Origin of the sequence: Pseudomonas sp. P20 (assembly GCF_016463925.1) — a bacterium.
Lineage (GTDB): Bacteria > Pseudomonadota > Gammaproteobacteria > Pseudomonadales > Pseudomonadaceae > Pseudomonas > Pseudomonas aeruginosa.
In genome coordinates this window covers 105,790-120,236 of the sequence record NZ_JAEMVM010000008.1, presented here as the reverse complement: position 1 = coordinate 120,236, position 14,447 = coordinate 105,790, and the positions used below count along the sequence as shown (strand labels likewise).

The following is a 14,447-nucleotide window of genomic DNA, read 5'->3' as shown; positions in this document are numbered from 1 at the left end:
CGAGGCCGCGCAACTGGTCCTGGTCAGCGCCAACCAGGGGGCCGCGGTGAACGCCTTTCGCGATGCCCTGGCGCAGCGACGGCCGCAGGACCAGGTGGAACTGCGCACGCCCGCGGCCCTGGCGGAGGGGATGGTCTTCGCCGACGACACCCGCCTGCTCCTGCTCGGCCCCGAGGCCCTGGCCTGGCGCCTGCGCCAGCACCGGGCGCCGCCGACCCTGGCGCTGCTGCTCAACCGGGTCGATGGCCAGCGCCTGCTGCCAGGCGCCAACGGACATGGCGGACACGGCGTCGGAGGTCTCTGCGTACTCTGGAGCGACCCGCCGGCGTCCCGCCAGCTCCGCCTGGCGCGCCTGATCCTGCCGGGCATCCAGCGCATCGGCGTGCTCTACGGCAAGGACAGCGAATTCCTCCTCGACGAGCTTCGCCGCGAGGCCCGCAGCCAGGGGCTCCAGCTGTTCGTCGCCAGCAGCAGCGGCAACGACGACCCGCGCCCGCTGCAGTTCCTGCTCGGCAATAGTGACCTGCTGCTCGGCATCGACGACAAACAGCTGTACAACTCGCAGAGCATCAAGAGCCTGCTGCTCGGCAGCTACGCCAAGAACCGCGCGCTGCTCGGCCCCACCGCAGCCTTCGTCAAGGCCGGCAGCCTGGCGAGCAGCTACAGCGACCAGGAGGATTGGCTGGACACCCTCGACGAATTGCTCGGCCAGGCGCCCAGGCACTGGCCCCTCAGCCTCTATCCAGGGCATTTCAAGGTGCTCGGCAATCGGCAGGTAGCCCGTTCCCTGGGTATCGACCTGGCCAGCGACGCCGACCTCGGCCGGCGCCTCGCCGAAGGAGAAGAACCATGAGCCAGCGCCACGGCTGGGACATCCGTACCCGCATGCTGGCAATCAGCCTGGGCCCGGCGCTGCTGCTGACCCTGTTGCTCACCGCCTACTTCACCTACTCGCGCCTGCAGGACCTGCGCCAGGAACTGACCCATACCGGCCAGTTGATCGCCGACCAGCTGGCGCCGGCCGCCGAATACGGCGTGATCGCCGGCAACACGCCCGTGCTGCAGAAGCTGCTGCAGGCCACCCTCGACACCCCGCATGTGCGCTTCATCGAGGTACGCGACCGCAACGACAATATCCTGGTGTACGTCGAACAGTTGCCCGGCGCGTTGCAGAACGCCGCGCCGATCGACATCTTCCACTCCACCATCCAGCGCCAGCGTATCGCCCTGGCCAGCGACCCGCTGCTGGATGGCGCCAGCGAAGGCGACGGCCAGTCCGGCGAGGACTACCTCGGCCGGGTGGTGGTCGGCATGTCCAACGACGCCTTCAGCCAGCGGCAACAGGAAATCCTCCTGAAGGCCGCCCTGCTGGCCGCCTTCGCCCTGATCCTCACCTTCCTCGTCGCGCGCCGCCTGGCGCAGCGCCTGTCGGCGCCGATCAGCACCATGGGCCAGGCGGTCGAGGCGATCCAGAGCGGCGACTACAAGACCAGCCTGCCGATCCTCGACGACGGCGAGATCGGCGACCTGGCCCGTCACATCAACAATCTCGCCAGCGGGCTGGACCGCGCGAGCCGGGAACAGGAACAGGCGATCAGCCAATTGATCAGCGCCCGCGAGGAAGCGGAGCAGGCGAACCGGGCGAAGTCCGACTTCCTGGCGATGATGAGCCACGAGCTTCGCACCCCGATGAATGGCGTGCTGGGCATGCTGCAACTGCTGGAAACCACCGAGCAGACCCGCGAACAGGCCGAGTACACGGCGCTGGCCACCGAGTCCACCGAACACCTGCTGAAGGTCATCAACGACATTCTCGATTTCTCAAGGATCGAACGCGGCGCGCTGGAACTGGAGTGCATTCCCTTCAACCTGCTGGAACTGGTGCAAGGCTCCGCCCTGGTGTTCCAGCACAGCGCCCAGCAACGCGGACTGGCGCTGGAATTGCAGATCCAGGCCGGCCTGGAGAATATCGAGGTCTGCGGCGATCCGACGCGGATCCGACAGATCCTGGTGAATCTGCTGGGTAATGCGCTGAAGTTCACCGAGGAAGGCGCCATCCATCTCAGCCTGGAGTGGCAGGCTCTCGATCACGACGTACTGTGGCTGACCTGCGCGGTGCACGACAGCGGCATCGGCATCTCGCCGGAACGCCTGGAACATATGTTCGACGCCTTCCAGCAGGCGGATTCGTCGATTTCCCGACGCTACGGCGGCACCGGGCTCGGCCTGGCGATCGCCAGGACCCTGGCGGAACGGATGGGCGGCACCCTGCAGGCAGAGAGCAAGGAAGGCTCGGGATCGACCTTCACCCTGGAGATTCCGCTGCCCTTCCAGCAGTCGCCGGCGCACCGGCAGCAGGCCGCCGGCGACGCCGCCCCGGTCGCCGCCGGTCAGGAAATCCTCCTGGTCGAGGACAATCCGGTGAACCAGACAGTCATAGAAGCCATGTTGCGCAGCCTCGGCTATCGCGTCACCCTGGTCGCCGACGGTATCCAGGCGGTACGCAGCGCCGAGCGCCAGCGCTACGACGCGATCCTGATGGACTGCCGCCTGCCGGTGCTCGACGGCTACTCGGCGACACGGGAAATCAGGGCCCAGGAGAACGGCCGGCAGGTACCGATCATCGCCCTGACCGCCAACGCCCTGCAGGGCGATCGGGAGAACTGCCTGCAGGCGGGAATGAACGATTACCTGGCCAAGCCATTCAAACGGGCGGAATTGCAACGCATACTGCAACGCTGGATCGGCTCGCAGCCGGAACTCCCCGTGACATCGAACGAAACCGGACGAGGGGAGCCGGAATGATCTACGACAAGGGCGGCAAGCGGACGCGGGAATAAAGTGAACATCTGTTCGCCGGACACTGTGACTTTCACCGCAACGCAACAGTCTATGACTAGGCTGCCGCTGCGACGCCGATACAATAACCCGGCGCGACGGCCGCTGGACGAACCGCCACAACCCTGCAGTTCAGGGATTTTTGAGGAGCTCGCATGACCAAACAACACGCCTTCACCCGAGAAGACCTGCTGCGCTGCAGTCGCGGCGAGCTGTTCGGCCCGGGTAACGCGCAACTTCCCGCCCCCAACATGCTGATGATCGATCGCATCGTTCACATCAGCGATGTCGGCGGCAAGTATGGCAAGGGCGAGCTGGTCGCCGAGCTGGATATCAACCCGGACCTGTGGTTCTTCGCCTGTCACTTCGAAGGCGATCCGGTCATGCCCGGTTGCCTGGGCCTGGATGCCATGTGGCAGCTGGTCGGTTTCTACCTCGGCTGGCAGGGCAACCCCGGCCGCGGCCGCGCCCTGGGTTCGGGCGAAGTGAAGTTCTTCGGTCAGGTTCTGCCGACAGCGAAGAAGGTCACGTATAACATTCATATCAAGCGCACGATCAATCGTTCGCTGGTCCTGGCCATCGCCGACGGCACCGTCAGCGTCGATGGCCGCGAAATCTACAGTGCCGAAGGCCTCCGCGTCGGCCTGTTCACCTCCACTGACAGCTTCTAAGGGTTATCCGCATGCGTCGCGTCGTTATCACCGGTCTGGGCATCGTTTCCTGCCTCGGCAATGACAAAGACACCGTTTCCGCCAACCTCCGTGCGGGTCGGCCCGGCATTCGCTTCAATCCGTCCTACGCCGAGATGGGCCTGCGCAGCCACGTTTCCGGTTCGGTCGACCTGAACCTCGAAGAGCTGATCGATCGCAAGGTCTTCCGCTTCATGGGCGATGCCGCCGCCTACGCCTACCTGGCGATGGAGCAGGCGATCAAGGACTCCGGCCTGACTCCGGAACAGATTTCCAACCCCCGCACCGGCCTGATCGCCGGCTCCGGCGGCGCTTCCACCCTGAACCAGATGGAAGCCATCGACACCCTGCGCGAGAAAGGCGTCAAGCGCATCGGCCCATACCGCGTGACCCGCACCATGGGCAGCACCGTATCGGCCTGCCTGGCCACACCGTTCCAGATCAAGGGCGTCAACTACTCGATCTCCTCCGCCTGCGCCACCAGCGCCCATTGCATCGGCCAAGCCATGGAACAGATCCAGTTGGGCAAGCAGGACGTGGTCTTCGCCGGCGGCGGCGAAGAGGAACACTGGAGCCAGAGCTGCCTGTTCGACGCCATGGGCGCCCTCTCCACCCAGTACAACGACACTCCGGAAAAGGCCTCCCGCGCCTACGACGCCAAGCGTGACGGCTTCGTCATCGCCGGCGGCGGCGGCATGGTGGTGGTCGAGGAGCTGGAGCATGCGCTCAAGCGCGGCGCCAAGATCTACGCCGAGATCGTCGGCTACGGCGCCACCTCCGACGGCTACGACATGGTCGCCCCGAGCGGCGAAGGCGCGATCCGCTGCATGCAGCAGGCGCTGGCCACCGTCGACGCGCCGATCGACTACCTGAACACCCACGGCACCTCCACCCCGGTCGGCGACGTCGCCGAGATCCGAGGCGTGCGCGAAGTGTTCGGTGACAAGGCGCCGGCCATCAGCTCGACGAAGAGCCTGTCCGGCCACTCGCTGGGCGCCGCCGGCGTGCACGAGGCGATCTATTGCCTGCTGATGATGGAGGGCGGCTTCATCGCCGGCTCCGCCAACATCGACGAACTCGACCCGGAAGTGGCCGACCTGCCGATTCTCCGCGAGACCCGCGAGAACGCCAAGCTCGATACCGTCATGAGCAACAGCTTCGGCTTCGGCGGCACCAACGCCACCCTGGTCCTCAAGCGCTGGCAGGGTTGATTCCCTCCATCGCCGCATGAAGCGCCCTCCGGGGCGCTTTTTTGTACCCAGCGTTTCTTTACCCGGACTGCATGAACGGGCTAAACCTCCCGCCCTGCCTGCCGATAGTACTGGTCAGCCCCGTCCCTCTTCCTGCCCCCTGGAATCCGCCATCATGTCTTTGCGCAGTATGCCCATCGCGACCCGTGCCGCCCTGAGTTTCGCCCTGATCACCGCTCTGCTGGTCATCACCGGCATCTTTTCCCTGAACCGGATGGGTTCGCTCAACGAAGCCTCTTCGGACATCAGCGACAACTGGCTGCCTAGCGTCCGCGAAAGCGCCGAGTTGAACGTTCTGCTCGCCGAACTGCGGCAGGTGCAACTGGCCCATGTGCTGGCGGCGGACGATAGCAGCAAGCGCTTCCTGGAAAGCCGCATGACGGAAATCGGCAAGGAACTGACCGATCGCGAGGGCGCCTACCAACGGCTGATCAGTGGTGCCGACGAGCGCTCGATCTACGAGCGCTACCTGGCTACCCGGCAGACGCTCCTGCAAAGCCAGCAGACCCTGGTGCAGATGTCGCGCAGCAAGCCGCTGGAAGAGACCCGCCAGTACACCGAAAGCACCTTGCTCGACCAGTACCGCGCCACCCAGCAGCAACTGCAGGCGCTGATCGACTTCAACGTCAAGGGCGCCAGCCAGGCCAGCCACACGGCCGATGAGGTCTATGACAGCGCCTTCGCCGCAGTGATCGGCGTACTGCTGGTCGCCGGCCTCGCTACCGTGGTACTGGCCTGGCTGTTCACCCGCAGCATCACCCAACCGATCGGCGAGGCGCTGCGAGTGGCCGAGGTGATCGCTTCCGGTGACCTCACCAGCCGCATCGACACCTCTGGCCGCGACGAACCGGCCAAGCTGCTGGTCGCCCTCCAGGGCATGCAGGCACAACTGCGCCAGACCATCCAGCAGATCGGCAGCTCGGCGACCCAACTGGCCTCCGCCGCGGAGGAACTCAGCGCCGTCACCGAGCAGGGCAACCGCTCGCTGACCCAGCAGAACGACGAAATCCAGATGGCCGCCACCGCGGTCAACGAGATGACCGCCGCCGTCGAGGAAGTGGCGCGCAACGCCAGCTCCACCTCGGACGCCTCGTCCGCCTCCGAGCAATCGGCGCAGAACGGACGCCAGCGGGTACTGGAGACGGTCCAGGCGATCCGCCTGATGAGCGAAGAAGTGGACAATACCTCGGCGCTGGTCGGCGGCCTGGCGGAAAAGGCCCAGGACATTTCCAAGGTCCTCGACGTGATCCGCGGTATCGCCGAACAGACCAATCTCCTGGCGCTCAACGCGGCCATCGAGGCGGCTCGCGCCGGCGAGCAGGGCCGCGGTTTCGCCGTGGTCGCCGACGAGGTTCGCGCCCTCGCCCATCGCACCCAGGAATCCACCCGCGAGATCGAGCAGATGATCGCCAACATCCAGGAAGGCACCGGCGCCGCGGTCGGCGCCATGGACAGCAGCAGCGTACGCGCCCGCAACATGCTGGAGATCGCCGAAGCCGCCGGCCTGGCGCTGAACGAGATCGCGGAGCGGGTCGGCCAGATCAACGAGCGTACACTGGTGATCGCCAGCGCCTCCGAGCAGCAGGCCCAGGTGGCCCGCGAGGTCGACCGCAACCTGGTGAACATCCGCGACATCTCGCTGCAGACGTCCGCCGGCTCCAACCAGACCGCCGCCGCCAGCCAGGAACTGTCGCAACTGGCCATCGACCTGAACAACATGGTCACCCGCTTCGTCGTCTGACCATGCCGTGCGCCGTCTCACGGCGGCGCACTTCCTCCGGTTGCCCAGCGTGAAGCCCGGGTTTTACCATGAAACCCGATCCTCTCCCCCTCCGGAGCCGCCCAGATGGTCAAGCGCACCAGCCACAAGCAAGCCAGTTGTCCAGTCGCCCGCCCGCTGGACGTGATCGGCGACGGCTGGTCGATGCTCATCGTGCGCGATGCCTTCGAAGGACTGACGCGCTTCGGCGAATTCCAGAAGAGCCTCGGCCTGGCCAAGAACATCCTGGCGGCGCGCCTGCGCAACCTGGTGGAGCACGGCGTGATGGTGGCGGTCCCGGCCGAAAGCGGCAGTCACCAGGAATACCGCCTGACTGACAAGGGACGCGCGCTCTTCCCCCTGCTGGTGGCGATTCGGCAGTGGGGCGAGGACTATTTCTTCGCCCCGGACGAATCCCATGTCCGCCTGGTCGAGCGCGACAGCGGCCAGCCGGTGCCGCGCCTGCAGGTACGCGCCGGCGACGGCAGTCCGCTCGCCGCGGAAGATACCCGGGTCAGCAGGGACTGATCGAAGGACGAACAGGCTACCGTCGGCATCCGTTCGTACGCCGCCCTACCGCACGCAGGCAACCCTTGCCCGGTAGAGCGAATGGCGCCCCCGCGTTATCCACGCCACACAAGAAAACCAGCGCTTTGCATGGCTCGCGCTCAGCGCACGTCGAAGGATTTCTCCGCCAGCAGGCGATCGCCCTGGAACACCATCAACCGCCATTCGCCCTTCACCACTTCGTGCGGCTCGGTGAATTCGTAGGCCATGACATCGGTCGGCGCGCCCGGCACCAGCTTCTGCACCACTTCGAACTTGTCATGCCGCTGACCATCCGGAGTGACCACGCCCGGGGTGAGGTAGAGCAGCGTCAAAGGCGTATCGCCTTCCTGCTTGCCGCTGAGTTGATAACGCATGCCGAACTTGGTGCCGAGCTTGGCCGGGACTTCGGTGGTCTGCTGGATGTTCTGCTCGCTACGGGTCAATACCCGTTCGCCGGGCTGGAAATCCTGGTAGCGGCTTTCGAACACGCCATATTCGATGGGGCCGTCGATACGCACCTCGGCCTGCGCCGCCACGGCGACGCCGGCGCCGAGCAGGAAGACGGAACGACTGATGCAAGAACGGATGAAGGACATGACTCACTCCTGGATGGGACTGGCGCGAGCCTATGACGCCGGCATGACAGACTGATGACGAATCCGGGTTATTCGCCTCGCGGATCGGCGGGCTGGCGCGGCAGCACCGCCAGAAAGTTGTCCCGCGCCACCTGGCGAGCGACCTGCTCGGGCAAGGCGTCGAGGAACGGATCGAAGCTCGCCATCAACTCGGGCAGGCTGTCGAACTGGCCGACCACATCGGAACCGAGCATGAAGCGTTGCGGAAACCGCTCGACCAGTGCCAGCCACTGCGGATCGGGCTTGCCCTGCTCGTCCAGCAGGTACGGGCGCAACACCGACCAGGACAGGTCGATGTAGAGGTTCGGGTAGCGCTGTAGCAGACGCCGAAGGGTCGGCAGGAGGAAGTCCAGTTTCTTCTGGTGGCGATGGATCTCCATGCTGGTCCCGGCATGGGCCCAGATGAACCGCACATGCGGGTGATTGCGCAGGGGCTCCTCGATTTCCGCCAGGTACAGCGGGTTACGTTCGCGCTTGGAAGTGACGTTGGCGTGCAGCAACACCGGCAGGTCGAATTCGGCGGCCAGGTGATAGACCCGCGCCAGCGCCTCGTTGTTGGCCCTCGGCACGTCGCCGTAGGTCAGCGCGGTGAGGTCGTCGTGACGGGTAAAGATCTCGCCGATGCCCTGCCAGAGTCCCGGGTCCAGCTCCAGCATGCGACGGATGTGCGCGTCGGCGTTCTTGTCGGTCGGGTTGAAACCGGTCAGGAACGGATGCACGCGCCGCCGCTGCTCGGCTGGCAGGGATTTCACCGCCGCCGCCACGATCACGTCGGTGGCGCTGTACCAATAGGCTCCGGCATCGTCGCCAGCGTAGTAGCGCGGCCGCTTCGGCTCGTCCTCGTGCCATTTCTTGGCGACCGCGACGCCGCTGAGCATCACATGGTCGACCCGGCCTTTGTCCATCGCCTCCAGCAGCCGCGGCATGCCTTCGCTTTCCTGGAAAAAATCCACATAGTGCACGTGAGCGTCGCTGTAGCGATAATCCCTGGCATGGGTCAAGGATGTCACCAGGGACAGGGCGAACAATGTCGAAAACAGGGCACGCGTACGGGGGCCAGCCATGGCATTCCTCCTGATAGGCCTGAGTGAACATAGACCGCTGCCGCTCGGCCAGGGTTCGCCGCTCCGCTGGCTGGCCCTGCTGTTCGGCCTGCTGGCCTGGCATGCCGGGGCTGGCGAACGGGTGATCTATCCGCGCCACTCCGAAGGGCGCAACCCCGAACCCTACGTCGTCGAGCTGCTGCAACTGGCGCTGGCCAGGAGCGGCGGCGACTACCGCCTGGAGCCCAGCGCGCAGCCCATGCCGCAGTCCCGTGCGCAACTGCGCCTGGAGCAGGACGATCCGGGCCTGCAGGTGATGTGGGCGCAGTCCCGCGACGACCTGGAAGAGACCCTGCTGCCGATCCGCATTCCGATCTATCGCGGCCTGATCGGCTGGCGCATCCCCCTGGTCAGCGCCGCCAACAAGGATCTCCTGGCCTCGGCGCGGACCCTCGACGATCTCCGCCGCCTGCGCTTCGGCCAGCGCCAGGACTGGGCCGACACACCGATCCTGCGCGCCAACGGCCTGGAGGTGAAGACCAGCCAGAACTACGAGAGCCTGTTCCGCATGCTCGATGCCGGCCGCTTCGAGGTCTTCCCCCGCGAGGTCGTAGTGATCGACGGAGAACTGGAGGACGCCTCCCGCGCCGGGCTGCACCTGGCGATCGACCAGCACGTGGCCCTGCACTACCCCGCGGCCTTCTATTTCTTCGTTTCGCGTCAACGCCCGGAACTGGCCGAGGCCATTCGCCAGGGCCTGGAGAAGGCGATTGCCGACGGTAGCTTCGAACGGCTGTTCGAGCGACATTTCAAGACGCGGCTGGGCAAGCTTGCCCTTCGGCAGCGGAGAATAATCGAGCTGAAAAACCCCTATCTTCCAGGAAAAACTCCTTTTCAGCGCGAGGCGCTCTGGTACCGGCCGTGAGCTAGAATGAAGCCCTCACGCCACCACCGATGTCCAGCATGTCCCGTAACGCCCCGTACCGCCTCGACGACCAGATCGGCTTCATCCTGCGCCAAGCCAACCAGCGCTATGCGGCGTTGTTCGCCAATGGCATCGGCAACGGCCTGACCCCCACCCAGTGGGCCGCCCTGGTCCGCCTCGGCGAGACCGGACCCTGCCCGCAGAACCAGCTCGGCCGACTCACCGCCATGGACGCCGCGACCATCAAGGGCGTCGTCGAGCGCCTGGACAAACGGGGACTGATCCAGCGCAGCGCCGATCCGGACGACGGCCGGCGCCTGCTGGTCAGCCTCAGTCCTGCCGGACGCGCCGAACTCGAGGCCGGCCTGGCGGCCGCCCGCGAGATCAACCGGCAGGCCTTGGCCCCCCTCTCCCCGCAAGAACAGGAAACCCTGCGCGGGTTGCTCGCTCGCCTGACCTGAGGCCATTGCGGTCTATCCTTTTGTCCGCGTTGCGTCGCCCGGAGCTGCGCCTTTCGTCGTAGCGGCCTGCCATTGACAGTTCGCCGCAGGCGTTCATAACATGTTTGTATACAAACAAATTCCCGCATAGCCGCATGCTACCAGGCACGGCTGACGGGATATCCGCCTGATGAACAGCCATGCCGCCGGCATGGGGAGAAACCGCCATGAGCGATGCCCTTGCCCTGACCGTCAACGGTCAGTCCCTGCGCCTCGATGTCGCCCCCGATACCCCCCTGCTCTATGTCCTGCGCAACGACCTGCAACTGAACGGTCCCAAGTTCGGCTGCGGCCTCGGCGAGTGCGGCGCCTGCACCGTGCTGATGGATGGCGTCGCCACCCGCTCCTGCATCACCCCGGTGGAGGCCGCCGTAGGCCGCCGGGTGGTTACCCTCGAAGGACTCGGCGATGCCGCCCATCCCCATCCGCTGCAACAGGCCTTCATCGACGAACAGGCCGCCCAATGCGGCTACTGCATCAACGGCATGGTGATGACCGCCAAGGCGTTGCTGGATCGCAACCCGAACCCCAGCGACGGCGAGATCCGCCAGGAACTGGCCTACAACCTGTGTCGCTGCGGCACCCATGTGGAGATTCTCAAGGCCGTGCGGCGTGCCGCCGAGAGCCTGAAGGAGCATCAGGAGGAGCACCCGGCATGAGCCTGGCCAATCCCTCGCGACGCGGCTTCCTCAAGGCCGGCGGCCTGCTGCTGGTCACCGTCAACCTGCCCGCCCCGCTGCTCGCCCTTGCCGAGCAGGGCGCCACCGACCTGCCGCTGGACCAGGTCGACTCGTTCATCGCCATTGCCGCGGACGGCAAGGTCACCGCCTTCTGCGGCCACGTCGACCTTGGTACCGGCATCCGCACGGCACTGGCGCAGATCGTCGCCGAAGAGTTGGACGTCGCGTTCGAGCAGGTCGAGATGATCCTCGGCGACACCCGTCGCACACCGGACCAGGGGCCGACCATCGCCAGCGCCAGCATCCAGGTCAGCGCCGTGCCGCTGCGCCAGGCCGCCGCCGAAGCCCGGCGCTTCCTCCTGCGCCAGGCCGGAAGCCATTTCCCGGTGCATCCGGACAGCCTGCGCAGCGAAAACGGCCAGGTCTTCGCCGCCGCCAATCCGCAGCGACGGATCGGCTACGGCGAGTTGCTGCGAGGCCAGCGCTTCAACCTGAACATCGACGGCAAGGCGCCGCTCAAGCCGCGCAGCGAGTACCGTCTGGTCGGCAAGCCGGTGCGTCGGGTGGACATCCCGGCGAAGCTGACCGGTCAACTGACCTATGTCCACGACATGCGCTTGCCCGGCATGCTGCATGGGCGAGTGGTACGCCCGCCCTATACCGGCGCGGATGTCAGCGCCCCGCTCGGCAGCGGCCTGCTGGCGGTGGACGAAAGCTCGGTCGCCGGGCTGCCGGGGCTGGTCAAGGTGGTCGTGATCGGCGACTTCGTCGGCGTGGTCTGCGAACGCGAGGAGCAGGCGATCCGCGCCGCGCGCCAGCTCAAGGTGCGCTGGAAGGACTGGCAGGGCCTGCCGCCGCTGGAACCCGACCGGCTCGAGGACACGCTTCGCCGGCATCCGAAGAAGCCACGCACGCTGCACGACTCACCCGGTCTCGAGCAGCACCTCGCGGGCATCGCCCGGCCGCTGTCGGCCACCTATGTCTGGCCCTACCAGTTGCACGCCTCCATCGGCCCTTCCTGCGCCCTCGCCGAGGTCGATGCGCAGCGCGCTCGCGTCTGGTCCGGCACGCAGAACCCGCACGACCTGCGCAACGACCTGGCCAGGCTGCTGCAGCGCGAGACCGGGGACATCGAGGTGATCCGCATGGAAGCCGCCGGCTGCTACGGACGCAACGGCGCCGACGACGTCAGCGCCGACGCCGTGCTCCTGGCGCAGGCAGTGGGCCGGCCGGTGCGGGTACAACTGATGCGCGAACAGGAACATGGCTGGGAACCGAAAGGCACCGCGCAACTGATCGAGGTCCGCGGCGGTCTCGACGAGCAAGGCCGGGTGGCGGCCTACGACTTCGCCACCTGCTACCCCTCCAACGGCGCGCCGACCCTGGCCCTGCTCCTCACCGGGCGGATCCCGGCCACCCCGCAGGTGGCCGACATGGGCGACCGCACCGCGATCCCGCAATACCGCTACCCGCGGATGCGGGTGGTGGCCAACGACGCCGCCCCTATCGTCCGCGCGTCCTGGATGCGCGGCGTCTCGGCGCTGCCGAACGTGTTCGCCCATGAGTCCTACATCGACGAACTGGCGCACCTGGCCGGCATCGACCCCATCGCCTTCCGCCGCCGCTACCTGGACGACCAGCGCGCCCTGGCGCTGATCGACGCCCTGGTCGCCCGCGCCGGCTGGCAGCCACGCACCTCCCCCAACCCAGAGGCGCGCCGGGACGGCTTGCTGAAGGGACGCGGCTTCGCCTATGCGCGCTACTTCCACAGCAAGTTTCCCGGTTTCGGCGCCGCCTGGGCCGCCTGGATCGTCGACGTCGAGGTGAACCCGGAGAACGGCGCGGTGCGCGTCGCCAAGGTCTGGGTCGCCCATGACTGCGGGCAGATGGTCAATCCCGATGGGGTCAGGCACCAGGTCCACGGCAACGTCATCCAGTCCACCAGCCGGGTACTCAAGGAGTTCGCCACCTTCGACCGCCGTGGCGTCACTAGCCTGGAATGGGGCGGCTACCCGATCCTCGGCTTCCCCGAACTGCCGGAGATCGACGTACTGCTGCTCGACCGCCCCGAGCAGCCACCGATGGGCGCTGGCGAGTCAGCCTCGGTGCCCAGCGCCGCGGCCATCGCCAATGCGATCTTCGACGCTACCGGGGCGCGCCTGCGACAGGTGCCGTTCACTCCGGAACGCGTACTCGCGGCGCTGCGCAGCGCGCAGGCCTGATCCTTTTCCCCGGGGCGCCGCGGCGCCCCGCGCAGTGGATGACTGACAGATGAAGAAGGCAACACGCATCGGCCTCTGGGCCTCCGGCAGCCTCGTCGCGCTCGCCGCCATCGCCCTCGGCTACGCCTGGCAACCGGCCATCGGGCCACTGGAAGGCACACCCGGTCCCTTCAGCGCCGAGCAGATCGCCCGCGGCGAACGCCTCGCCGCCCTCGGCGACTGCGCGGTCTGCCACACTCGCGAAGGCGGCCCGCGCAACGCCGGCGGACGGGCCTTGCCGACGCCGTTCGGGACGATCTACAGCAGCAACCTCACGCCGGATCGCGCGAGCGGCATCGGTGGCTGGTCCTACCCCGCCTTCGAGCGGGCCATGCGGCATGGCGTGGCCCGCGACGGCAGCTACCTGTATCCGGCGTTCCCTTACACCGCCTTCACCAGGACTCGCGACGAAGACCTGAAGGCCCTGTACGCCTACCTGATGAGCCAGCCGGCGGTGCACAGCGAAACGCCTGCCAACCAGCTGCCGTTCCCCTTCGACCAACGCCAGCTGATGGCCGGCTGGAACCTGCTGTTCCTGGAGCCCGGCGCCTACCGCGACGAGCCGACGCGCAACCAGCAATGGAACCGCGGCGCCTATCTCGCCGAAGGCCTCGGCCATTGCAGCGCCTGCCACTCGCCGCGCAATGCGCTCGGCGCGGAAAAGTCCGGCAGCGCGCACTTCGCCGGCGGCGAGGCGGAGGGCTGGACCGCGCCAGCCTTGAACGCCAGTTCGCCGGCGCCCATCGCCTGGAGCGAGGAGGCCCTCTACGCCTACCTCCGCCACGGCTATTCGGCCTACCACGGGGTCGCCAGCGGGCCGATGGCGCCAGTGGTCGGCGAAGGCCTGGCCAAGCAGTCGGACGAGGACCTGCGGGCCCTGGCCCATTACCTTGCGTCCTACGCCGCTGCCCCGGCCGGGGAAACCGATCAGCAACAGGCGCAACGCCTCGACCGGCAGGGCTACGGCCGCGTGCAACCGCCCAGCGGCAGCGGCGCGCGCCTGTTCGCCGGGGCCTGCCTGGCCTGCCACCATGACGGCGACGGACCGCGCTTCTTCGGCGTGCGTCCATCCCTGGCGCTGAACAGCAATGTGCATGCGGACAGCCCGGACAACCTGCTGCGGATCATCCTCGACGGCATCCACAGCCCGGCCACCGGCGACCTCGGCTATATGCCCGGCTTCCGCCACAGCCTCGACGACCGGCAAGTCGCCGCCCTGGCCAACTACCTGCGCGAGCGTTTCGCCGGCAAGCCCGCCTGGCCGGACCTCGCGGCCAAGGCGGCAAGCCTGCGCCGACAGGCGGCGCCCTGAAGCATG

General features: G+C 67.0%; 13 protein-coding genes. 11 read left to right on the top strand and 2 right to left on the bottom strand.

Annotated elements, in window-relative coordinates:
• The first annotated feature begins 94 nt into the window (after positions 1–94).
• The 6 genes from JHD77_RS11120 to JHD77_RS11095 all read left to right on the top strand — a co-directional run bounded on the left by JHD77_RS11120 (position 95) and on the right by JHD77_RS11095 (position 7,064).
• Complete coding sequence (locus JHD77_RS11120; RefSeq protein ID WP_003120435.1) at positions 95–853, top strand: ABC transporter substrate-binding protein; 759 nt, start codon at positions 95–97, stop codon at positions 851–853.
• Positions 850–2,805, top strand: coding sequence for an ATP-binding protein (locus JHD77_RS11115; RefSeq protein ID WP_003097889.1), 1,956 nt, complete (start codon positions 850–852; stop codon positions 2,803–2,805). The genes JHD77_RS11120 and JHD77_RS11115 overlap by 4 nt, the downstream gene beginning before the upstream one ends.
• Positions 2,806–2,993: 188 nt before the next feature.
• Complete coding sequence (gene fabA, locus JHD77_RS11110; RefSeq protein WP_003087475.1) at positions 2,994–3,509, top strand: 3-hydroxyacyl-[acyl-carrier-protein] dehydratase FabA; 516 nt, start codon at positions 2,994–2,996, stop codon at positions 3,507–3,509.
• A gap of 11 nt (positions 3,510–3,520) precedes the next feature.
• A complete protein-coding gene (gene fabB / locus JHD77_RS11105; protein WP_003097892.1) occupies positions 3,521–4,738 on the top strand; it encodes a beta-ketoacyl-ACP synthase I in 1,218 nt (405 codons plus the stop codon).
• 154 nt (positions 4,739–4,892) lie between these two features.
• A complete protein-coding gene (locus JHD77_RS11100) occupies positions 4,893–6,518 on the top strand; it encodes a methyl-accepting chemotaxis protein (RefSeq protein ID WP_003097894.1) in 1,626 nt (541 codons plus the stop codon).
• 105 nt (positions 6,519–6,623) lie between these two features.
• Complete coding sequence (locus JHD77_RS11095; RefSeq protein ID WP_003087468.1) at positions 6,624–7,064, top strand: winged helix-turn-helix transcriptional regulator; 441 nt, start codon at positions 6,624–6,626, stop codon at positions 7,062–7,064.
• Between the two features lie 140 nt (positions 7,065–7,204).
• On the opposite strand, the gene JHD77_RS11090 is transcribed toward JHD77_RS11095, so the two are convergent.
• The gene (locus JHD77_RS11090) at positions 7,205–7,681 is read right to left on the bottom strand and encodes a DUF3859 domain-containing protein (RefSeq protein WP_003087466.1); all 477 of its coding nucleotides are present in this window, start codon (positions 7,679–7,681) and stop codon (positions 7,205–7,207) included.
• Positions 7,682–7,749: 68 nt separating this feature from the next.
• Positions 7,750–8,784 (bottom strand): amidohydrolase family protein, encoded by a 1,035-nt coding sequence (locus JHD77_RS11085; protein ID WP_003097898.1) that lies wholly within the window; start codon positions 8,782–8,784, stop codon positions 7,750–7,752.
• Between JHD77_RS11085 and JHD77_RS11080 the strand changes: the two genes are divergently transcribed.
• The 5 genes from JHD77_RS11080 to JHD77_RS11060 all read left to right on the top strand — a co-directional run bounded on the left by JHD77_RS11080 (position 8,783) and on the right by JHD77_RS11060 (position 14,441).
• Positions 8,783–9,688 (top strand): substrate-binding periplasmic protein, encoded by a 906-nt coding sequence (locus JHD77_RS11080; RefSeq protein WP_003120437.1) that lies wholly within the window; start codon positions 8,783–8,785, stop codon positions 9,686–9,688. The genes JHD77_RS11085 and JHD77_RS11080 overlap by 2 nt on opposite strands.
• A 38-nt stretch (positions 9,689–9,726) precedes the next feature.
• On the top strand, positions 9,727–10,149 hold the full coding sequence (locus JHD77_RS11075; protein WP_003120438.1) for a MarR family winged helix-turn-helix transcriptional regulator: 423 nt from the start codon (positions 9,727–9,729) through the stop codon (positions 10,147–10,149).
• Between the two features lie 206 nt (positions 10,150–10,355).
• Positions 10,356–10,847, top strand: coding sequence for a (2Fe-2S)-binding protein (locus tag JHD77_RS11070; RefSeq protein ID WP_003097907.1), 492 nt, complete (start codon positions 10,356–10,358; stop codon positions 10,845–10,847).
• Positions 10,844–13,090 carry a xanthine dehydrogenase family protein molybdopterin-binding subunit gene (locus JHD77_RS11065; protein ID WP_016253590.1) on the top strand — a complete coding sequence of 749 codons (2,247 nt, stop codon included), beginning with the start codon at positions 10,844–10,846 and terminating at the stop codon, positions 13,088–13,090. The genes JHD77_RS11070 and JHD77_RS11065 overlap by 4 nt, the downstream gene beginning before the upstream one ends.
• A gap of 49 nt (positions 13,091–13,139) precedes the next feature.
• Positions 13,140–14,441 (top strand): cytochrome c, encoded by a 1,302-nt coding sequence (locus JHD77_RS11060; RefSeq protein ID WP_003117755.1) that lies wholly within the window; start codon positions 13,140–13,142, stop codon positions 14,439–14,441.
• Positions 14,442–14,447 lie beyond the last annotated feature (6 nt).

What these genes read in the sequence shown, in the direction of transcription:
- JHD77_RS11115 (WP_003097889.1), top strand. Translation starts at nt 850, where the DNA reads ATGAGCCAGCGCCACGGCTGGGACATCCGTACCCGCATGCTGGCAATC.
- fabA (WP_003087475.1), top strand. Translation starts at nt 2,994, where the DNA reads ATGACCAAACAACACGCCTTCACCCGAGAAGACCTGCTGCGCTGCAGT.
- fabB (WP_003097892.1), top strand. Translation starts at nt 3,521, where the DNA reads ATGCGTCGCGTCGTTATCACCGGTCTGGGCATCGTTTCCTGCCTCGGC.
- JHD77_RS11100 (WP_003097894.1), top strand. Translation starts at nt 4,893, where the DNA reads ATGTCTTTGCGCAGTATGCCCATCGCGACCCGTGCCGCCCTGAGTTTC.
- JHD77_RS11095 (WP_003087468.1), top strand. Translation starts at nt 6,624, where the DNA reads ATGGTCAAGCGCACCAGCCACAAGCAAGCCAGTTGTCCAGTCGCCCGC.
- JHD77_RS11090 (WP_003087466.1), bottom strand. Translation starts at nt 7,681, where the DNA reads ATGTCCTTCATCCGTTCTTGCATCAGTCGTTCCGTCTTCCTGCTCGGC.
- JHD77_RS11080 (WP_003120437.1), top strand. Translation starts at nt 8,783, where the DNA reads ATGGCATTCCTCCTGATAGGCCTGAGTGAACATAGACCGCTGCCGCTC.
- JHD77_RS11085 (WP_003097898.1), bottom strand. Translation starts at nt 8,784, where the DNA reads ATGGCTGGCCCCCGTACGCGTGCCCTGTTTTCGACATTGTTCGCCCTG.
- JHD77_RS11075 (WP_003120438.1), top strand. Translation starts at nt 9,727, where the DNA reads ATGTCCCGTAACGCCCCGTACCGCCTCGACGACCAGATCGGCTTCATC.
- JHD77_RS11070 (WP_003097907.1), top strand. Translation starts at nt 10,356, where the DNA reads ATGAGCGATGCCCTTGCCCTGACCGTCAACGGTCAGTCCCTGCGCCTC.
- JHD77_RS11065 (WP_016253590.1), top strand. Translation starts at nt 10,844, where the DNA reads ATGAGCCTGGCCAATCCCTCGCGACGCGGCTTCCTCAAGGCCGGCGGC.
- JHD77_RS11060 (WP_003117755.1), top strand. Translation starts at nt 13,140, where the DNA reads ATGAAGAAGGCAACACGCATCGGCCTCTGGGCCTCCGGCAGCCTCGTC.